This is a genomic window from Xanthobacter sp. DMC12 (genome assembly GCF_056314105.1).
The window spans coordinates 368,985-387,420 of the sequence record NZ_JBQUYZ010000004.1 but is presented as its reverse complement, the minus strand read 5'-3'; the positions used below and the strand labels follow the sequence as shown (position 1 = coordinate 387,420).

Annotated in this window: 20 protein-coding genes; 10 read left to right on the top strand and 10 right to left on the bottom strand. The window is 67.8% G+C overall.

Annotated features, from left to right (window positions below; all coding sequences use genetic code 11):
- Window positions 1–22 precede the first annotated feature (22 nt).
- The 10 genes from ACT535_RS17315 to ACT535_RS17270 form a co-directional block, all read right to left on the bottom strand.
- Window positions 23–1,156: an acyl-CoA dehydrogenase family protein gene (locus tag ACT535_RS17315; protein WP_476365373.1), complete on the bottom strand. Its 1,134-nt coding sequence runs from the start codon at window positions 1,154–1,156 to the stop codon at window positions 23–25.
- Window positions 1,157–1,164: 8 nt separating this feature from the next.
- Window positions 1,165–2,076: an SDR family oxidoreductase gene (locus tag ACT535_RS17310; RefSeq protein WP_476365372.1), complete on the bottom strand. Its 912-nt coding sequence runs from the start codon at window positions 2,074–2,076 to the stop codon at window positions 1,165–1,167.
- On the bottom strand, window positions 2,076–2,732 hold the full coding sequence (locus ACT535_RS17305; protein ID WP_476365371.1) for a gamma carbonic anhydrase family protein: 657 nt from the start codon (window positions 2,730–2,732) through the stop codon (window positions 2,076–2,078). Before ACT535_RS17305 ends, ACT535_RS17310 begins: the two co-directional genes overlap by 1 nt.
- A 4-nt stretch (window positions 2,733–2,736) precedes the next feature.
- Window positions 2,737–3,888, bottom strand: a complete 1,152-nt coding sequence (locus ACT535_RS17300) for an acetyl-CoA C-acetyltransferase (protein WP_476365370.1) — start codon at window positions 3,886–3,888, stop codon at window positions 2,737–2,739.
- Window positions 3,889–3,912: 24 nt separating this feature from the next.
- Complete coding sequence (locus ACT535_RS17295; RefSeq protein ID WP_476365369.1) at window positions 3,913–4,665, bottom strand: enoyl-CoA hydratase family protein; 753 nt, start codon at window positions 4,663–4,665, stop codon at window positions 3,913–3,915.
- Entirely contained in the window at window positions 4,640–5,794 is a 1,155-nt protein-coding gene (locus tag ACT535_RS17290; RefSeq protein ID WP_476365368.1) for an NAD(P)H-dependent flavin oxidoreductase, read from the bottom strand. The genes ACT535_RS17295 and ACT535_RS17290 overlap by 26 nt, the downstream gene beginning before the upstream one ends.
- Window positions 5,795–5,801: 7 nt before the next feature.
- Window positions 5,802–6,599 carry a CoA-transferase subunit beta gene (locus ACT535_RS17285; protein WP_476365367.1) on the bottom strand — a complete coding sequence of 266 codons (798 nt, stop codon included), beginning with the start codon at window positions 6,597–6,599 and terminating at the stop codon, window positions 5,802–5,804.
- Window positions 6,600–6,611: 12 nt separating this feature from the next.
- A complete protein-coding gene (locus ACT535_RS17280) occupies window positions 6,612–7,487 on the bottom strand; it encodes a CoA transferase subunit A (RefSeq protein ID WP_476365366.1) in 876 nt (291 codons plus the stop codon).
- 3 nt (window positions 7,488–7,490) lie between these two features.
- The gene (locus tag ACT535_RS17275) at window positions 7,491–8,399 is read right to left on the bottom strand and encodes a VOC family protein (RefSeq protein WP_476365365.1); all 909 of its coding nucleotides are present in this window, start codon (window positions 8,397–8,399) and stop codon (window positions 7,491–7,493) included.
- A 154-nt stretch (window positions 8,400–8,553) separates the two neighbouring features.
- Entirely contained in the window at window positions 8,554–9,348 is a 795-nt protein-coding gene (locus ACT535_RS17270) for an SDR family oxidoreductase (protein WP_476365364.1), read from the bottom strand.
- 179 nt (window positions 9,349–9,527) lie between these two features.
- Here ACT535_RS17270 and ACT535_RS17265 point away from each other — a divergent pair, with 179 nt between their 5' ends.
- The 10 genes from ACT535_RS17265 (at window position 9,528) to ACT535_RS17220 (ending at window position 18,361) form a co-directional block, all read left to right on the top strand.
- The gene (locus tag ACT535_RS17265) at window positions 9,528–10,763 is read left to right on the top strand and encodes an acyl-CoA dehydrogenase family protein (protein ID WP_476365363.1); all 1,236 of its coding nucleotides are present in this window, start codon (window positions 9,528–9,530) and stop codon (window positions 10,761–10,763) included.
- Window positions 10,764–10,779: 16 nt separating this feature from the next.
- On the top strand, window positions 10,780–11,604 hold the full coding sequence (locus ACT535_RS17260) for an alpha/beta fold hydrolase (RefSeq protein WP_476365362.1): 825 nt from the start codon (window positions 10,780–10,782) through the stop codon (window positions 11,602–11,604).
- Complete coding sequence (locus ACT535_RS17255) at window positions 11,601–12,371, top strand: fumarylacetoacetate hydrolase family protein (protein WP_476365361.1); 771 nt, start codon at window positions 11,601–11,603, stop codon at window positions 12,369–12,371. The genes ACT535_RS17260 and ACT535_RS17255 overlap by 4 nt, the downstream gene beginning before the upstream one ends.
- A complete protein-coding gene (locus ACT535_RS17250; protein WP_476365360.1) occupies window positions 12,364–13,203 on the top strand; it encodes a sugar phosphate isomerase/epimerase family protein in 840 nt (279 codons plus the stop codon). The genes ACT535_RS17255 and ACT535_RS17250 overlap by 8 nt, the downstream gene beginning before the upstream one ends.
- 122 nt (window positions 13,204–13,325) lie before the next feature.
- Window positions 13,326–13,808, top strand: a complete 483-nt coding sequence (locus ACT535_RS17245; RefSeq protein WP_168459374.1) for an Lrp/AsnC family transcriptional regulator — start codon at window positions 13,326–13,328, stop codon at window positions 13,806–13,808.
- Window positions 13,805–14,296: an Lrp/AsnC family transcriptional regulator gene (locus ACT535_RS17240; protein WP_476365359.1), complete on the top strand. Its 492-nt coding sequence runs from the start codon at window positions 13,805–13,807 to the stop codon at window positions 14,294–14,296. Before ACT535_RS17245 ends, ACT535_RS17240 begins: the two co-directional genes overlap by 4 nt.
- Before the next feature lie 371 nt (window positions 14,297–14,667).
- Window positions 14,668–15,753, top strand: coding sequence for an alkene reductase (locus ACT535_RS17235; RefSeq protein ID WP_476365358.1), 1,086 nt, complete (start codon window positions 14,668–14,670; stop codon window positions 15,751–15,753).
- Between the two features lie 32 nt (window positions 15,754–15,785).
- Entirely contained in the window at window positions 15,786–16,226 is a 441-nt protein-coding gene (locus ACT535_RS17230; RefSeq protein ID WP_476365357.1) for a nuclear transport factor 2 family protein, read from the top strand.
- A gap of 318 nt (window positions 16,227–16,544) precedes the next feature.
- Entirely contained in the window at window positions 16,545–17,636 is a 1,092-nt protein-coding gene (locus ACT535_RS17225) for a hypothetical protein (protein ID WP_476365356.1), read from the top strand.
- Between the two features lie 479 nt (window positions 17,637–18,115).
- Complete coding sequence (locus tag ACT535_RS17220) at window positions 18,116–18,361, top strand: hypothetical protein (protein WP_476365355.1); 246 nt, start codon at window positions 18,116–18,118, stop codon at window positions 18,359–18,361.
- The last annotated feature ends 75 nt before the right edge of the window (window positions 18,362–18,436 follow it).

Below are 18,436 nucleotides of genomic sequence, written 5' to 3'. Positions count from 1 at the left end.
GGGATGGTCCTTCCGGTCTGGTTCACAGCGGGCCGAGGCCCATGCGGCGGGCGATGTGTTCGCGGTGCTCGGCGGCCGTGCCAAGCCAGCGGGCGCTCGACCAGGCGCGCTTGAAATAGAGATGGGCGTGATGTTCCCAGGTGAAGCCGATGCCGCCGTGAAGCTGGATGGCTTCCCCCGCGCAGCGGCGGTAGGCGTCCGAGCACCAGCTTTTGGCGACGCTGGCCGCCTCGAACAATTCGTCCGTGCCGGCGTCGATGGCGGCGGCGGCATAGAGCGCGGCGGAGCGGGCCGCCTCCACCTCCACCATCATGTCGGCGAGGCTGTGCTTCACCGCCTGGAACGAGCCGATGGCCCGGCCGAACTGCACCCGCTGCTGGGCATAGTCCACGGTGCTCGACAGGCAAAAGGCGGCGCCCCCGGTTTGTTCGGCGGCGATCAATCCGGCGCCGATGGCAAGGGTGCGGTCCAGGGCTGGACCGGCGCTGCCCGGCGTGCCGAGAATGTCCGCCTCATCCACAGCCACCTGCTCGAACCTGAGGTGGGAGAAGGGGCGCGTCAGGTCCAGCGGCGGCTGCCGCGTGACGGTGAGGCCCGGCGCCGCGGCGGGCAATGCGATCAGGCTGACGCCGCCGGCATCATCCGCGGCGGCGACGATCAGGAGGTTCGCCACATGGGCGAAGGGCACGAAGCCGGCCTTCCCGTCCAGCCGCCAGCGGTCGCCGTCGCGGGTGAGCCGTGCGCCGAAGCCGGCGGGCGGCGTTTGCCCGCTTCCATTCAGCGCGAGTGTGGCTCGGGTGCTGCCATCAGCGAGCACCGGCAGCAGCCGCGCCTGCTGCGCGTTCGTGCCGGCATTGAGGATGGCCTGCACCGCCAGCACCGCGGTTTCAAAGAAGGGGATGGCGGCGAGGCGGGCTCCGGTCTCTTCCAGCACGAGGGCCATGTCCACCCCGCCGGCACCGATGCCGCCATAGGCTTCCGGCACCATGAGGCCGCAATAGCCCATCTCGCCCGCCATGGCGGCCCACAGGGGGGCATCCCAGCCAGCCGGATCGGCGATGACGGCGCGCAGGCGCTCCAGCCCGGCCTGTTCCGCCAGGAAGGTGGCGACGGCATCCCGTATGGCGCGCTGGTCGTCGGTGAGGGCAAACTGCATGGCGCGCCTCAGGCCGCGCCGTAGACGGGCTTGGCAGGCTCGCGCTCACCGAGGAGGCGGCGGACCACCGGGCCCAGCTCGTCGGCGGTCCAGCGGGCCTTCTTGTCCACCTTCGGGCTGTCGGTCCAGCCCTGGGAGAGCGTGAGCGTGCCGCCCTTCAGCTCGAACACCTGGCCGCTGACACCGGCGGACTGTGCGCTCACCAGCCACGCCACCAGCGGGGCTGTGTTCTCCGGGGCGTAAATGTCGAAGCCGTCCTCGTGCCGGTTCATCTCCTCGGCGAAGGCGGTCTGCGTCATGCGGGTGCGGGCGTTGGGGGCGAGCGCATTGGCGGTGATGCCGTAGCGGGCAAGCTCGGCCGCCTGCACCAGGGTCAAGGTGGCGATGCCCCCCTTTGCCGTCGAATAGGCGCTCTGGCCGACGCTGCCCTGCAGGCCGGCGCCCGACGTGGTGTTGATGATGCGCGCGTCCACCGGCCGGCCGGCCTTCTGCTGGCCGCGCCAATAGTCCACCGCATGGCGGGACGTGCAGAAATGCCCGCGCAGGTGGACCCGCAGCACCGCATCCCACTCCTCGGCGGTGCAGGACACGAACATGCGGTCGCGCACGAAGCCGGCGTTGTTCACCACAGCATGGAGCGCGCCGAAGCTGTCGATGGCGCAGTCCACCATGCGCTTGCCGGCGTCCCAGTCGGTCACGTCGTCGGTATTGGCCACCGCCTCGCCACCGGCTGCGCGGATCTCGTCCACCACCTGCTGAGCCGCGCCCTTGGTGGCGCCGCTCTCGCCATGGGTGCCCACGCCGAGGTCGTTCACCACCACTTTCGCACCCTCGGCGGCAAGGCCCAGGGCATAGGCCCGGCCCAGACCGTTGCCGGCGCCGGTGACGATCGCCACCCGTCCTTCGCAGATCCGCGGCATCAATGGTCCCTTTCAGTTGGTTGCGGCGCGAACGCCGATCGGCGCTCGCGCTCGCGGGCGGTGGCCCCGGATAGCCGCACGGCGATGGCGTTGGCGCGGATGCGCGGGCGTTCGGGCTCCACGGCGTCCTGTGGCGCGCAGGTCTTGAGGTCGGTGACGCATTCGCGGGCGAGGCGCTGGTATTCGCCGGACCCGGTGTTGCGCCAGGTCACCTGTTCCGGAGTGAAGGCGCGCACCACCCGCGCCGGATTGCCCGCCACAAGGCTCAGGTCAGGAATGCGCGCGTCCGGCCGCACCAGGGACAAGGCGGCGATCAGGCAGTCGGCGCCGATCTCCGCATTGTCCAGCACCACCGCATTGATGCCAACGAGAGTATTCTCGCCGATGCGGCAGCCGTGCAGCACCGCCCCGTGGCCGATGGTGGCACCCCGCGCCAATACGCAGTCGTTGCCTGAGGAGGTGTGGAGCGTGCAATTGTCCTGCACGCTGGTGTCGCCGGTGAGGGTGATGCGCCCGAAGTCCCCCCGGAGCGAGGCGCCGGGGCCGATGTAGCAGCCCGGCCCCACGATCACGTCGCCGATGAGCGAGGCGGTGGGGTGCAGGAAGCTGGTCGGGTCGAGCACCGGCACGATGCCCTGGAAGCTGAAGACGGGCATGACCTCACAGGCGCTCGATGATGGTGACGTTGGCCTGCCCGCCGCCCTCGCACATGGTCTGCAGGCCGTAGCGGCCGCCACGCTTTTCCAGCTCGTGGAGCATGGTGGTCATGAGCCGGGCGCCGGTGGCCCCCAGCGGATGGCCGAGCGCGATGGCGCCGCCGTTCACGTTCACCTTTGCCGGGGGGACCCCGAGGTCCTTGATCCAGGCCAGCACCACGCTGGCGAAGGCCTCGTTGCATTCGAACAGGTCGATGTCGTCGAGGGTGAGGCCGGTTTTCTCGAGCGCATGGCGGGTAGCCGGGATCGGGGCGGTGAGCATCCACACCGGGTCGGCACCGCGCACGCTCATGTGGTGGATGCGGGCGCGGGGCTTCAGGCCGTGGATCTTCACCGCCCGCTCCGAGGCGATGAGCAATGCGGCGGACGCGTCGGCATTCTGGCTGGAGACGCCGGCGGTGATGGTGCCGCCCTCTAGCAGCGGCTTCAGCGTCGCCATTTTCTCGATGGAGGTGTCGCGGCGCGGCGTCTCGTCCACGGCGAAGTCGCCGATGGGGGCGATCTCCGCGGCAAAGCGGCCGCCGTCGATGGCGACCGTCGCGCGCCGGTGGCTTTCAAGCGCGAAGGCCTCCATGTCGTCGCGGGTGACCTGCCACTTGTCGGCGATCATCTGGGCCGAGCGGAACTGCCCCACGTCCTGGTCGCCATAGCGCGCCCGCCAGCCGGGGGAGGTGGAGAAGGGATCGGGGATGCCATACTGCTGGCCTACCAGCATGGCGGCGGAAATCGGGATCATGTTGAGGTTCTGCACCCCGCCGGCGACCACTAGGTCCTGGGTGCCGCTCATCACTCCCTGGGCAGCGAAATGCACCGCCTGCTGGGACGAGCCGCACTGCCGGTCGATGGTGACGCCGGGCACGTGCTCCGGAAGGCCGGCCACCAGCCAGCAGGTGCGGGCGATGTCGCCGGCCTGGCTGCCGATGGTCTCGGTGCAGCCGAAAACCACGTCTTCCACCGCCGCAGGATCGACGCCGGTTCGGTCCATCAGGGCCTTGATGGCATGGGCACCGAGGTCGGCCGAGTGCAGGCCGGCCAGCGCCCCCTTCTTGCGGCCGATGGGGCTGCGCACCGCGTCGATGATATAGGCTTCGGGCATGGTCGCTTCCGTTATGGGGACGGCTTAGAAGGTGGCCGCCTGCCCCTTGTTGTGGACGAAGGCATCGCGCGCTTTCTGGCTGTCTTCGTGCATGTACATTTCCAGGGTGAAGCCCTGCTCGAAGCGGTAGCCCAGCGTCGGATCGGTGGCCTCCAGCCCGTTCAGCGCCTGCTTGGCGAGGGTGAGGGCGGTGCGGCTCTTGCCGGCGATGACGGCGCAGAAGGCGCGGGCCTCCTCCAGGAGGTGCTCCTTCGGCACCACCTTTTCCACCGCGCCGAGGCGATACGCCTCTTCCACGCTCACGCGGCCGCCAGTGAAGAATGCGGCGCGCACCTTGTGCAGCGGCAGCATGCGCGACATGAAGGCGGCCCCGCCCATGGCGCCGCGATCGATCTCCGGCAGCGAGAAATAGGCGCCCTCGGCCGCGATCAGCACGTCGGAGGCCCCGGCGATGTTGACGCCGCCGCCGATGACGAAGCCGTGGAGGGCCGACACCACCGGCACTGGGCAATCGCGGATCGCCTTGAAGGTCAGGTAGTTGTCCCGGTTGAGCTTGACGATCCGCTCCGGGTGGGCCTGCATCTCCTTGATGTCCACGCCGCCGCAGAAGCCGCGGCCCTCGGCGCGGATCAGCACGCAGCGCACGTCCGCATTGGCGCCGGCCTCCTCCACCAGACGGGGGATCAGCTCCCAGCCCGAGGTATCGAAGGCGTTGACCGGCGGCCAGTCGAACACGATCTCGGCAATGCGGTCATGAAGCGCGAGCGTGATCGGCATAAGTGGTCCCCGGATTGGCTGGGTCGCCCGCGTCGGGGCAGAGTGCGGCGATGCGGGCGCGCGCCTCGTTGGCGATGCGCTCCACCAACTCGCGGCAGGTGGGAATTTCGGTGATGCGGCCGCCGACCACCCCCGTGGCCATCACCCCCTCGTCCGGTTTGCCTTCCACCACCGCCTTCTGGATCAGCATGGGAGCGCTGGCGGCCATCAGCGCCTGTTGGAGGGAGAGCCCGCCATGGCCGGTCATGCCTTTCAAGGAAGCCAGCATCTCGCCCCAGCTCGCGCCCGTCTGCCGCTTCAGCGCGAGGCCGCTCTCGATGGCGCGCAGCCACATGCCGAGGCGGCCGGAGCGCTCGATCTTGTCCATGAGCGGGGTGCGGACCATGCGCTGGGGAATGCCGTCCAGCCGGGTGGTGAGGACGATGGCGTCGGTGGTGGCCGCGAGGTAGCGCGCCTTGCTGGCCATGGGCACTGGGCTTTCTGCCGTGAGCAGGAAGCGCGTGCCCATGGCGATGCCCACGGCACCGAAGGCCAGCGCCGCCGCCAGGCCCCGCCCATCGGCGAAGCCGCCGGACGCGATGACCGGGATCTTCACCGCATCGAGCACCTGAGGCAGAAGCACCGTCGTGGGCACGGAACCCGTATGGCCGCCCCCCTCGCCGCCCTGGACATTGACCATGTCCACGCCCAGCTCCGCCATCTTCTGCGCGTGCTTGACGGCTCCCACCGTGGGCACGCACAGGATGCCGGCATCGCGGAAGCGGGCGATCATCCGGGCATCGGGGCCGCGGCCGAAGCTCACCGCCCGCACCTGCGCCTTGTTGGCGATGATGAGGTCCACGATCTGCGCCGCGCCGGGCTGGAACATGTGGAAGTTCACCCCGAACGGTCGATCCGTCAGGCGCCGCACAGCGGCGATCTTCTCGCCCGCCTCAGCGGGGGTCATCACCGCCGCGCCGAGGAAGCCGAAGGCGCCCGCCTCGCAGGAGGCGGCCACCAGCGGCGGCTCGGCCACCCAGCCCATGGCGGTCTGGATGATGGGGGTGCGGCAGCCGAGCCGCTCCACCATCACCGTTGCGAGAGGGTCGCGGCGGATTTCGGCGGGGCGTTGGCCGGGGGGAGTGGGCATGCCTGCCTCACGCAGCCGCGCGCACGCCGGCGGGATCGCCCTTGAACACCGTCTTGCGGACGTCGTTCGGGTCCAGGGCGGCAATGAGGGCGAGGTCGGCCTCGGTCGGCGACGGCGTCACCGTGATGTGCTCGGGGCGATGGAGCGGAAAGCCGGTGTTGTCCTGCACCTCGTCGAAGGTGACACCGGGATGCAGACTCACCACACGGATGGCATGGTGCGGGCCGCCGAAGTCCAGCACCGCGAGATTGGTGACGATGAGGCGCAGGTCCAGCCCGCGCGGCGGCTTGCCGTCGAGATAGCGGGCCGGGTTGTAGCCGGCGCTGCAGACAAAATCGACCTCGTCCGAGACGAACACGCGCAGGGTGTGCGCGGCAAAGAAGAAGCTGTTGGGGTGGTGCACCGAATTGCCGGGAAAGCCGCGTGCACCGAGCATGGCGGACTTGGGTTTGCGGTGCTCACCGATGACGGAGATGTTGGTCTGGCCGTAGCGGTCGATCTGCACCGGGGCGACCATGGCGTGGCGCTTTCCGGCCCACAGGGTGGAGAACACGCGCTCGTAGGGCGACCAGCCCTCGATCTCCGGCGGCGGCCCCTGCCGGGGGCCGGGGGGCACGGGCTTGGAGGTGTAGAAGCATTCGCCGTCGGTGGTCTGGAGCGCCGGGTTGAAGCGGCTCTTGGCCAGCGCGACCGCAAGGCGGGGCAGGGGGCCGATGCCGGTGGCCATGACCTCGCCATCGTGGCGCCAGGCTTCGGCGGCGGCGGCGATGATGAGCTCGGCGAGGGAGAAGGGGGGCGTGCTCACGGGGCGTCTCACTCAGTAGACGGGCTTGGGAAGGACGGACACCGCGCTGCGCCCACCCACGGCGGCCAGATAGTCTTCGGTGGGAAGATCCACGAAGCGCTCCCGGTACATGGACCAGGCCTCCGGGGAGGCGGCGCTGTCCACGTAGGTCTTCAAGTGCTTGAGATCGATATGATAATCGGGATCGGCGCTGGTCGGATGCGCGCCGAACGGCACCTCGGCGACGCCGCTGATGAGGCTGCGTTCGCACAGGTTGAAGCGAGCGTTGCGCGCCATGTCGAGCTCGGCGGTCGACACCACCTTCTCGGCGGTCACGAACACCTTGTCCGCCGCCCGGGCCATCAGTTCGTCGAACAGCGGGTCCGGGCTGAGGGTGAGGACGTTGCCGCGGGCGTCGGAGCGATGGACGTGCAGCAGTGCCGCGTCCAGCTTCAGCGCCGGTACGGCCACCAATAGGTCGCCGTCGTCATAGGGGCTGCGCACCATGCGGATCGCTGCATCGCGCACGATGTCCGTGCCGATGCCGATGCGCGTCGGCAGGAAGGGCACCCGCATGGCGGCGGCCCTGAGGCCGAGGTGGAACATGCCCTCGTCCAGCTCCAGCACCTCCAGCCCCGCCTGGCGCGCGGCGCGGAAGTGGGGGTCGAGGGGGTAGTGGTCGAGGGAGACGAAGGCGAAGACCAGCTTGCGGATGCGGCCCTCGCTGGCGAGCATGCCCACGTCCGGCCCGCCATAGCTCACGATGGTGAGGTCCTTCAGCCCCGAACGCAGGATGGCGCGCACCAGGGCCATGGGCTTGCGGCGGGTGGCCCACCCGCCGATGCCGAGGGTCATGCCGTCGGAAAGCTGCGCGACGATATCGTCAGCGCTCATACGCTTGTCGAGCATTCTTCAGGCCTCCGGCGGCGCCCAGTGGTGGCCCCAGTCGCTCACCGGCAGGCTGGTGGTGGGCACCCAGGTGGCGGGATCGATGAGCAGGCCATGGCAGCCGTATTCGATGTCGAAGCCGCTGGGGGAGCGGATGTAGAAGGACAGCATCTTGTCGTTCACATGCCGTCCGAGGGTGGCCGAGATGCGCACGCCCGCCTTCTGGGCGCGCTCATAGGCGCGGCCCACGTCGTCTACGGTCGCCACCTCCACCATCATGTGGACGAGGCGGGATTCGCTCGGCGGTAGCTCGCCGAGGGCGAGGCTGTGGTGGCGGGCGTTGTCGGCATGCAGGAAGGCGAAGCCCACGCCCGGGTCATCCTCGCCACCGGCGAGGTAGAAGCGGCCGAGGTCTGTGTCGCCGAAGCCGAGGACGTCCTTGTAGAACGCATGGGTCTCGGCGAAGTTCGGCGCCGCCAGCACCACATGGCCGAGGCCCATCTCGCCCGACTGGCCGGTGATGAAACGGCTGACCCCGGCCGGCGAGTTGAACGGCAAGTAATCGAGCACGCGCCCGTAATAAAGCTCGAAGGCATAGCCCGCGGGGTCGGAAGAATGGGCGAGGGCGGTGACATGGCGGGCGCGGGCCTCGGCCGGCGCGCCTTCGGTGACTGTGCGGCCGGCGGCGCGCAGGCGCGCGATGGCGGCATGGAAATCGGCCTCGCTCACAAATTCCCAGCCCGGCTTGACGAAGGCATCGCGCTCGCCGCGCTGCACCCAGAGGCGGAAGGGGCGGTCGTCGAGCCGGAACAGCAGCACGTCCTCCCGGGGGGACGGCGCCGGCATGAGGCCGACGATGTCGGTGGCGAAAGCTGACCAATTGTCCAGGTCACGCGTCTCGATCACCACGTAGCCGAGGGACTTCACTGTCATGGGGGAGCGTCTCCGTCCGCAGGCGGCCCGCTTTTCGGGCCGGAAGGCCGAAGTACGGGTTTCTTTCGCTCGTGATTAGCGAATGCGTTTTTAGTAGCAGCGTATAAAACGCATTTCAATAATTATATATGCCTCAAATTTAATATTTGCGGAATCAAGCGCGGGGCTGATGCGCGGCGACCAACTCCAGAAACAGCGGCCGCTCCCCGCCGCCATCCACTGCAATCTGCGCGCCGCTGACATAGGCAGCCAAAGGCGAGGCGAGGAAGATCACGGCGCCTGCCACATCCTGTCCTGTCCCCATCCGGCGCAGGGGCAGCGAAGCGGCGATCGCCTCTTGGGCGGCACGCGAGCCGTAAGTCGCTTCCGCTGTCACGGTTTCGATGAGGCCGACCACGATGGCGTTGACCCGCACGCGAGGGCCCCATTCCTGCGCGAGGCTGCGGGTGAGGTTGAGCAGGCCTGCCTTGGCGGCGCCGTAGATTGCCGTGCCCGGCGAAGGGCGCGCGCCCGATATGCTGGCGATGTTGATGATGGAGCCGCCATCCGCCTGTTGCGCCATGATGGCGTTGGCGGCCTGGGCCACATGCAGCGGCGCCAGGAGGTTGAGGGCTACGATCGCCTCCGAGAAGCGCGGCGAAGCGGTGGCGGCATCGGCCTGCGGGGAGCCGCCGGCATTGTTCACGACGATATGCAGGCCCCCGTTGCGCTCCGCGACGGCCGCGACGAAGGCCTTTGCCTGCGTCGCATCGCGAATGTCGCAGGGGGTGAAGCGGGCCGCGCGGCCGCCGGCCTCGGGCAGCGTCTCGGGTGCCGACCGGCCGCAGACCTCCACTTCACATCCCGTGGCCAGCAGGGCTTCGGCGATGGCGCGGCCGATGCCGCGCGTGCCGCCGGTGACGATGGCGACGCGTCCCGGCAGGGGCAGGAGTGGTGAGGAGATGGGCAAGGCGGGGTCCCCGAAAAGAGCGCTGGCGCGCATCCACCTGTCTGAACGGCGCTGCAATTTCGTGCTTGATTGGGTCTTCTGTCAATAATATGCGTATAAATATGTGTACTAAATTACGAATATGATAATCTCCAACGAGGCGCACGCTGCACGATGCGCGCAAAGTGAGGAATCCCGCCGTGTCCAGTGATATCGCCGCCCTTGCCCCCCGTTCGTCGTCGCTTTCGGCTCTGCCGGAGGCAGAGGTGACGGCGGAGCAGCTCAAGGAACGGGCGCTCGCCATGCTTCCCGCGCTCCGCGCCCGCGCGATGCGGACGGTGGCGGAACGGTGCGTGCCCGCGCAGACCATCGCCGAGTTCCACGCAGCCGGCTTCTTCCGCATTCTCCAGCCGAAGCGCTGGGGCGGCTATGAGATGCATCCCAACGTCTTCTATGAAGTGCAGAAGATCATTGCCCGGGGTTGCATGTCCTCGGGCTGGGTTCTGGGTGTCGTGGGCGGCCATCCTTATCAGCTCGCGCTGTTTCCGGCCCGCGCGCAGGAGGATGTGTGGGAGAGCGATACGACCGTTCTTGTATCCTCATCCTACCAGCCGGTGGGAAAGGTCGAGCGGGTGGAGGGCGGATACAGGCTCAGTGGGCACTGGGGCTTCTCCAGCGGCTGCGACCATTGTGGCTGGGTTCTGCTGGGCGCCGTGATCCCGCCGGAGACGGCAGGCAGCGCGCCGGACATGCGCACATTCCTCGTACCGCGTGCCGATTACGAGATCGTGGACGGCTGGACCGTGTTCGGCCTGCAGGGCACGGGCAGCCAGGACATTGTGGTGAAGGACGCCTTCGTGCCCGAGCACCGCACCCACAAGTCGGACGACGGCTTTCATTGTCAGAGCCCCGGCCAGCAGGAGAATGCGGCAGCCCTGTATCGCCTGCCTTGGGCGCAGGTGTTCCTGCGCCTCGTCTCGACCTCCGCGTTGGGTGGGGCGCTCGGGGCCCTCGACGCGGCAACGCAGATCATGCGCGAGCGTGTGTCCACCAATACGGGCAAGCAGTCGCGCACTGATCCGTTCCTGCTGAATGCTCTTGCCCGCGGCTATGCCCAGGTGGAGGAAATGGAGGCCGTGCTCCGGCGCAACATGGACGATCTGATGGGTTATGCCCGGAACGGCTTCGAGATACCCATGCAGAAGCGCGCCCTGTTCCGCTACCAGTCGGCCACCGTGGCGAGCCGCTGCGCGGACCTGGTGGACGCCCTTCTTCCCATGCTCGGCGGCCGGGCCATCTACATGTCGAGCCCGGTGGTGCAATACTGGCTGGACCTGAAGGCGGCGCGGGCGCATGTGGCCAACGACGCCACCAATTTCGGCCCCGACCTCATCGCCTGTCTCGCCGGCGAGGCGCCGGCCTTCAAGTTCCTCTGACCTGAGCCGAGGCGCCATGGCATCGCCGCATCTCACGTTCGCGCGCCACCGGGTGCGCGACGGCTACGACATCGCCATCGCCGAGGCCGGGATCGGGCCGGCGGTGGTGTTCATCCACGGTAGCGGACCGGGGGCGAGCGGAGCCTCGAACTTCCGGCGGAACATCGCGGCCTTCACGGCCGCCGGTTTCCGCGTGATCCTGCCCGACCTCATCGGCTATGGCGCGTCCTCGAAGCCGGAGGACGTGGACTACACGCTGGACCTTTTCACCGACACGCTCCAGGAGGCACTCGCGGCCCACGGAATCGAACGGGCCACGCTGGTGGGCAATTCCCTCGGCGGCGGCATCGCAATCCAGATGGCGCTGAACCAGCCGGCGCTGGCCGACCGGCTCATCCTCATGTCGCCGGGCTGCATCGAGGAGCGCGAGGTGTATTTCGCCATGCCGGGCATCGCCAGCATGGTCACCGATTTCGGCAGTCCGACCTTCAGCCTGGAAAGCCAGCGGCGGCTCGTGACAGGTCTGGTCCATGATCCGGTGCACGTCACCGAGGGGCTGGTGGCCGAACGGTTTGAGGTGGCACGCACGCAGCCGAAGGCGGTGCTGGCCCGCATGCGGACGCCCAACCTTGCGCCGCGCCTCGGCGAGCTGAAGATGCCGATCCTCGGCTTCTGGGGTCTGCAGGACCGGTTCCTGCCGGAAAGCGGGGCGCGGCGCTTCCTCGAAGCCTGCCCCAATGCCCGGTTCATGACCTTCAACGGGGTGGGACACTGGGTGCAGGTGGAGCGCGCGGACGAGTTCAACAATTATTCCATCGCATTCCTGAAGGCGCACCCATGACTTCCTTCGCGGACGAGCTCTATGGCGCCCTGCGCGAGCGCCGCACCGTGCCGCCCCTCTCGGCGCGCGGGGCCGGGCTGACCATCGACGACGCTTACGCCATCTCCCTCGACGTAATGGCGCGCCGGCAGGCGGATGGGGAGCGGGTGATCGGCAAGAAGATCGGCGTCACCTCGCCTGCCGTGCAGGACATGCTCGGCGTCCACCAGCCGGACTTCGGCTTCCTCACCGATCGCATGTGGGTGCGCTCCGGCGTGGTGGACATGGATGCGCTTGGCCTCATACAGCCCCGGGCGGAAGCGGAGATCGCCTTCATCCTCAAGGCGCCCCTGACCGGGCCGGGCGTCACCGCAGCCCAGGTGCTGGCGGCGACCGAGGCCATCGCGCCGTGCTTCGAAATCGTGGACAGCCGGATCGATGACTGGAAGATCGGCATTGTGGATACGGTGGCGGACAATGCCTCCTGCGGGGTGTTCGCCCTCGGGGACGCGCGGGTGGACCCTGCGTCGCACGATCTGCCGGGGCTGAAGGTGGTGGTGCGCAAGAATGGCGCGCCCCTGTCCGAAGGCTATGGTGCGGCAGTGCAGGGCTCGCCGCTGGAGGCGGTTGCTTGGCTGGCCAACACGCTCGGAGCCTATGGCGTTACCCTCGATGCCGGCGACCTCATCCTCTCCGGCTCCCTCGTGCCCCTTGCGCCCGCGGCCCGCGGCGACCTGTTCGAGATGGACCTCGAGGGTGTGGGATGCCTGAGCCTGCGCTTTGCCTGATCCCGGCGCCGTGCGGCTCTCCCTCGACCATCTGACGGCAGTGGACGCGCCCCCGGAAGAGCTCGCGCGCCTCGCGGCACAGACCGGTTGCGCGGGTGTCTGCCTGTTTCTCCACGCCATGCCGGTGCTGCCGCGGATGCCCGCCTTCGATCTGGTGGTCGATGCGCGCCGGCGGCGCGAGGTCCGCGCGCGATGCCGCGACCTCGGCCTTGCGGTGGACCTTACCTATCCCTTCACGCTCACCAGCCGGACCACGCCGGGCGACTTGTGCGCCGACCTCGATGCGGCGGCCGAACTGGAAGCGGAAGGGGTCAATGTGCTGATTTACGATCGCGATCCGGTGCGCCGGCTGGATGTCTTCGCGGCCTTCTGCGCCTTGGCGCAGCAGCGCGGCCTGAGGGTTGCGCTGGAATTCTATCCCCCCTCCCAGGTCACCAGCCTCGGTGCCGCCGCAGCCCTGGTGGAGCAGGCGGGACCTGCCGGGCAGGTGGGGCTGACGGTGGACGTGCTGCATCTCGTCCGATCCGGGGGGAGCGCCGCCGACCTCGCCCGGGTTCCGCCGGAACGCATCTTCGTCGCCCAATTGTGCGATGGGTCGCCCGAAGCCGATGCCGCGGCGCGGGAGGTCGAGGCCGCCCATGAACGGCTCCTGCCCGGTCAGGGCGGGTTCGACCTTGCCGGCTTCGTGGGCGCTGTGCCCGCTTCCGCCCGGCTGACTGTCGAGGTGCCAAGGGACGGCGCGATCGCGAACGGGATACCAGCGCTGCAGCGCGTGGAGGCGGCGGTGGCGGCCGCCCGCGCGGTTGTCGACCGTGCCCGCTGCAGGTCCTGAGTGTTCCGGCGGGACGGCGTGCCATGGTCCCTTCAGCCGCGGAAATCCGTCGCCTCCATAGAGCGATGCTGATAGATTGCGTCGAAATACGGCCTGTCGGCTAACGATATGCAAGGGGCTACATGCTGATCAGGAAGGGGCGGAAGTCGACGGCGCGCGGTCTCGACAGCATCGACGAGGCCATTCTCGACATCCTCAGGTCCAACGGTCGGGCGACCAACCAGGAAATCGCCGACCGGCTGTCGGTCACCGCGAGCACGGTCTCGGCGCGCCTCCATCGGCTGGAGGAAAGCAAGGCCATGAAGGTGGTGGCCGTCGCCGATTTCGCCGCCCATGGCTACGACATGCTGATCGCGACGGGAGTGAAGGTGGTCGGCCGGCCGGTGATCGACGTGGCGCGCGAGCTTGCTGATCTGCCGGAAGTGTTCAGCCTGAACATCATGAACGGCGATTGCGATATCGAGCTTCTGATCATTCTTCACGAGTTCAGCGAGATCAACGCCTTCCTCCTCGACCATGTGGCCAAGATCGCCGGTATCAGCGAGATTCGCCCCGGGATTGCCGCCGATATCGTGAAGTTCGAGTTCAACGTGGCGCCCCTATGAAGCACAGCAGGCTCGACGATCTGGACAGCGCCATCGTCCAGGCTCTGGGGCGCGATGGGCGCTCCTCCAACCGCCAGATCGCGGCGGATCTGGGCGTGACGGAAGGCACCATCCGCACGCGCATCAAGCGATTGCAGAACGAGGGGCTGATCCAGTTCACGGTGGTGACAAGCTTCCGCCTCGCGGGATCTCCCAACCTGGTGATGATGGGCATTCACGCGGAGCCCGACCGGGTGGGCGAGCTCTCACGCCAGCTTTCGGATATCCCGGCCATCGGCTGCGTGATGATCCTGCTCGGGCGCTACAGCCTCATGGCCATGGGTCTGTTCACCAGCCTGGAGCAGGTCCATGACCTCGTCGCCAACCAGATCAAGGTGATGCCAGGAGTGCGTGAGGTCGACGTTTCTGTTGCGATCCACAGCCTGAAATACGATGCGCGCATGGCTCGCATCGTGCCGCGCGTTGCCTCCGGCGGCGCAGACGAATAGGCCCCGCCCGCAGGTTTGCCACTCTCCCTGTGTGTCCAGCATCCGGCCGGCCGTAGCGTCGGCCGGATGGCCTGCGCCCGCTCGGTGGTCGGAGAATGCGGATAGATTTGGCGTGAGGCTACGCAAAAACGCATTCAATGCGTAGATGCATTGCAATATGCGATTTATAATGACATGAATTATACGCGATTGCGCGTAAGGCCGCTGCTGTCGGCCGTCAGGTGCGTATCTGAGATGCACGACGGCGCGGCAGCCCGGCCGACGGGGGCATCATGCCAATGATGTACTTCACCCGCTCCGGGCCCATCGCTGAACCACGCCGCGCCGCGGCCCCGCAGGGCCGGCGCCAAAGCGCCTGGGAGTGCCTGCGGATGACCGACCTGTTTTCCCCCCTGCGTCTTGGCGATCTCAGCCTGTCCAACCGCATCGTGATGGCGCCCATGACGCGTTGCCGGGCGGGCGATCGGGATGAGCCGACCGCGGAGGTGGCGCAATATTACCGTCAGCGCTCCAGCGCCGGCCTCATCGTCAGCGAGGGCGTGCAGCCCAGCGTGCACGGCAAGGGCTATTTCCGCACCCCCGGCATCCACGAGCCGGAGCAGATCGCCGCCTGGCAGGTAGTCACCCGCGGGGTGCGGGCACTGGGCGGCAGCATGGTCATGCAGCTCATGCATTGCGGGCGAGTGGGGGCGCCGGCCAACAAGCATGCTGCGGCACAAACCGTAGCGCCTTCGGCCATCCGCTCGCGCGCCGATGTGTATACGGTGAACGGAATGGCCCCGTGCCCGGTGCCGCGGGCGCTGGAGACGGGCGAGATCGCCGGGATTGTCGAGGAGCATGCGGGCGCGGCGCGCAACGCTGTTGCCGCCGGCTTCGACGGGGTGGAACTGCATTGCACGTCCGGCTACCTGCCGATGCAGTTTCTCGCTACGGGCACGAATCAGCGCACGGATCGCTATGGCGGCTCCCCGGCCAACCGCGCACGATTCGTGGTGGAGGTGCTGGAGGCGCTGGCGGCGGCCATCGGGCCGGGACGCGTCGGCTTTCGCATTTCGCCCGGCAATACCTTCAATGACATGACGGACGACACGCCCGCGGAGACCTATGGGGCGCTTCTGGCGGCGGTGGACAGGCTGGGCCTTGCTTATGTGCATGTGATCAACGCGCCCATCGCGGGCCTTGATCCGCTGCCCTTCGTGCGCCGGCGCTGGCGCGGCGCGGTGATCGGCAACAACGACCTCACCCTGGAGCGCGCGCGGGAAATGCTGGCGCACGGCCTCGCCGATGCGGCCTCCTTCGGGCGCCTCTACATCAGTAATCCCGACCTCGTGGAGCGCTTCCGCAGCGGCGCGCCCCTCGCGGAGCCCGACCGCCGCACCTTCTATGCCGGCGATGCCACGGGCTTCATCGATTATCCGGCGCTCGCCGCCGACGAAACCGTGGCTGTCCCCGCCTGACAGCTGCCGGGGCCGGACGGAAGGGGGACGCGATGACCGTTAATGCGGAGGAGATGGCGCACGCCTTGCTGGCGGCTGCTCCGGGGCCAGATCCCGCGCGCATGCGCGCCGTGTGCGATGCCTACCTCGCCAGCTGGCGCGATGGGGATGCGGACGCCCGTGCGGCCCTCTTCGCCGAGGACGTGGTGGTGGAAGATCCGGTGGGCAGCCCGGCGCTGCAGGGGCTGGAGGCGGTGCGCGCTTTCTGGCGTCTGGCCGAGGGCAATGGCTATGCCTTCGATCCGCGAATGGATCTGTTCATCGCCTGCGGTCCCGAAGTGCTCATGCGATTCGAGATGGAGATGAAGCGCCCCGGGGAAACGCCTCTGGTGCTGACCATCCACGAGGTGATTGTGTTCGATGCGGGATGCCGCATCAGGGCGTTGCGGGCGTTCTTTTCTGCCGCCCAGATGCGGCTGCCTTTCGCAGGATAAACCGCACTTTCCGGTTGCGCGAGCTATTGGCGCCGGTCAGAAATCGCAGTAAATAGTCACTTAGTTATGATCGAGCGCACTCCGCCCCACAGCCTCCCGGGCTGAATGCATCCGCTTCCTCCGGGCAAGGACGGATGTGCGAATTCGCAGTGCACGCCATTTCGTGCGATGGATCCATCAAATGCGTAGCATTGAAATATAAAAATTACGCGAAAGGCGATTTGGATGTTGCGTACCGGTTCCAGCTTCATATAATTCAAGACAACAAAAATTAAGACGTGCCGCCTCTCGCGGCCGCCAACATGCAGGGAGTGAAAGATGCAGGCACAACTCCGCAGGGAAACTCTGTCGGACATCCTCCGCCCGGTCGCGCCGCCGCGCGAGCTGGAGAACGTCTATACCGACGACCAGCGCGAGCGCCTTCTCGACGTGGTGCATCGCAACGGTCCGTGGAAGCTCATCATCGCCCAGCATTTCAGTTCGGCGGACGCGCTCATCGCGACGCTGTCGGGCGCGATGCCGGAGGGGGTGACCCCGACGCTCGACATGTTCCTGACGCCGACCTTCCGTGGTTTCTACGCCAATTATTCGACGGCTCTCTATCCCGAGATCGCCGATTGCTTCTACAATCCGGCCTTCATCGAGTATGCGAAGAGCTATTGGGGTGCGAAATATGCAAAGCCCCAGATGATGCTCTTCAACATCAACGGCCCCTGCGCGAACCGCGACCCCGGCCATCTCGACACCCCGAGCTTCCGCGGCATCCGCTACGAGAGCGCGCCCACCTGGCTGTGCTCGGTGATGGGCAAGTCGGGCCTGTTCAAGGATTATCTGATCAAGATGGCCCAGGTCATCACCTGGTTCTCCCATGACACGGGCAGCGGCTTCACCTACTGGCCGGACGGCCCCATCAACGCACCTCGCCGCCTGCTGCCGCCCATCTACAATCGCGGCGTGCTGGTGCAGAACGAGATGATGATCCACCGCGGCGAGGCCAATGGCCCGGCGGAGCAGCAGTCTCCCGAAGGGCTCGCATTCGAAACCGTCTTCGAGGGCGATCCGTCCGATCGTAACCAGTGGCTGCTCAAGACCGGCGACAAGGTGATCGCCCGTCATTCCACCAATGATCTGCGCTTCCTCGTGCACTGGTCCGCCGAGGTCTTCGAGGATTACGCCGAGTTGAAGAAGAACATGGATCGTTCGGCCGATCTCACCTTCGACCAGGTGTTCGAAACACTGATCAAGGATGTGCGGTCCAAGGGCATTGACATCACGCCGCCGTCCGACCCCTTGTCTGATCCGGTCTTCATCCGCACCCTGAATCAGGCCTACGACTTCGGCCCCCCGGTCCAGTATCCGGCCGAGGCCCCCATCTCCCCGTTCATCATGGGCGGCGCGCGCGCCGCGTGACGGCATCGCCCGGGCGGGGGGGGGGGGGGGGGGGGGGGGGGGGGGGGGTGCGGGGGGGGGGGGGGGGGGGGGGGGGGCCGCCCCCCCCCCCCCCCCGCCCCCCCGGCCGCCCCCCCCCCCCCCCCCCCCCCCCCCCGCCCGGGGCTTGGTAACGGGAGGGTGCAATGGCGACAGTCGTGAATCCATCCGGGGGTGGTTCGGCGGGAGCGCGAGGGCGCAAGGGCACATTCCCTGAGGCGTGTCGGTCCTCCTGTCCGCTGCTGCGCACGCTTCTCGGGCGAGAAGCGGACCGCACGGTCGTGGCAGACGCAGATGTAAGGCGCGCTCCGGGGCGCTGACCGACGAGAATTGCAGCGCCGCGCCTGGCGTGACGATGCACGGATCATCACTCGCACTGGCTGTGTCGCCAGCGCCAAGACGGGAAGCGCCGCCGCCAATGATGCGGCGCCTTGAGGAATACGCCAACGGGAGGAGTGGCCATGTATCAGGCGACTTCACAATGCTCGGCCCGTGACAACCGTCGGATCCACGTTCGGAGAGCCCTTGGCGGCGCCGTCGTGCGGGTCCTCACGGCCGGCAGGGCTGTCGCGAGCGGACTCGCGGTCGGCGCCATCATCTTGGGTGCCGGGCTGATCAATTGGGCCGAAGCCTCGCCACGGGTCGGCATGCAGGCCGAAGCTTCCATCTCGGTTGATCAAGTATTCGGTGGCGGCAGGAAGATGTAGCGCGCGATCCTGTCGTTAAATGCTCCAGAGGGCTTCGGCAAGGAACCGCCAGGCCGCCGAAATAGATTTGCGAGA

Coding starts and splice junctions, on each gene's coding strand:
- ACT535_RS17315 (WP_476365373.1), bottom strand. CDS start 1,156: ATGCAGTTTGCCCTCACCGACGACCAGCGCGCCATACGGGATGCCGTC.
- ACT535_RS17310 (WP_476365372.1), bottom strand. CDS start 2,076: ATGCCGCGGATCTGCGAAGGACGGGTGGCGATCGTCACCGGCGCCGGC.
- ACT535_RS17305 (WP_476365371.1), bottom strand. CDS start 2,732: ATGCCCGTCTTCAGCTTCCAGGGCATCGTGCCGGTGCTCGACCCGACC.
- ACT535_RS17300 (WP_476365370.1), bottom strand. CDS start 3,888: ATGCCCGAAGCCTATATCATCGACGCGGTGCGCAGCCCCATCGGCCGC.
- ACT535_RS17295 (WP_476365369.1), bottom strand. CDS start 4,665: ATGCCGATCACGCTCGCGCTTCATGACCGCATTGCCGAGATCGTGTTC.
- ACT535_RS17290 (WP_476365368.1), bottom strand. CDS start 5,794: ATGCCCACTCCCCCCGGCCAACGCCCCGCCGAAATCCGCCGCGACCCT.
- ACT535_RS17280 (WP_476365366.1), bottom strand. CDS start 7,487: ATGCTCGACAAGCGTATGAGCGCTGACGATATCGTCGCGCAGCTTTCC.
- ACT535_RS17275 (WP_476365365.1), bottom strand. CDS start 8,399: ATGACAGTGAAGTCCCTCGGCTACGTGGTGATCGAGACGCGTGACCTG.
- ACT535_RS17260 (WP_476365362.1), top strand. CDS start 10,780: ATGGCATCGCCGCATCTCACGTTCGCGCGCCACCGGGTGCGCGACGGC.
- ACT535_RS17255 (WP_476365361.1), top strand. CDS start 11,601: ATGACTTCCTTCGCGGACGAGCTCTATGGCGCCCTGCGCGAGCGCCGC.
- ACT535_RS17245 (WP_168459374.1), top strand. CDS start 13,326: ATGCTGATCAGGAAGGGGCGGAAGTCGACGGCGCGCGGTCTCGACAGC.
- ACT535_RS17240 (WP_476365359.1), top strand. CDS start 13,805: ATGAAGCACAGCAGGCTCGACGATCTGGACAGCGCCATCGTCCAGGCT.
- ACT535_RS17235 (WP_476365358.1), top strand. CDS start 14,668: ATGACCGACCTGTTTTCCCCCCTGCGTCTTGGCGATCTCAGCCTGTCC.
- ACT535_RS17230 (WP_476365357.1), top strand. CDS start 15,786: ATGACCGTTAATGCGGAGGAGATGGCGCACGCCTTGCTGGCGGCTGCT.
- ACT535_RS17225 (WP_476365356.1), top strand. CDS start 16,545: ATGCAGGCACAACTCCGCAGGGAAACTCTGTCGGACATCCTCCGCCCG.
- ACT535_RS17220 (WP_476365355.1), top strand. CDS start 18,116: ATGTATCAGGCGACTTCACAATGCTCGGCCCGTGACAACCGTCGGATC.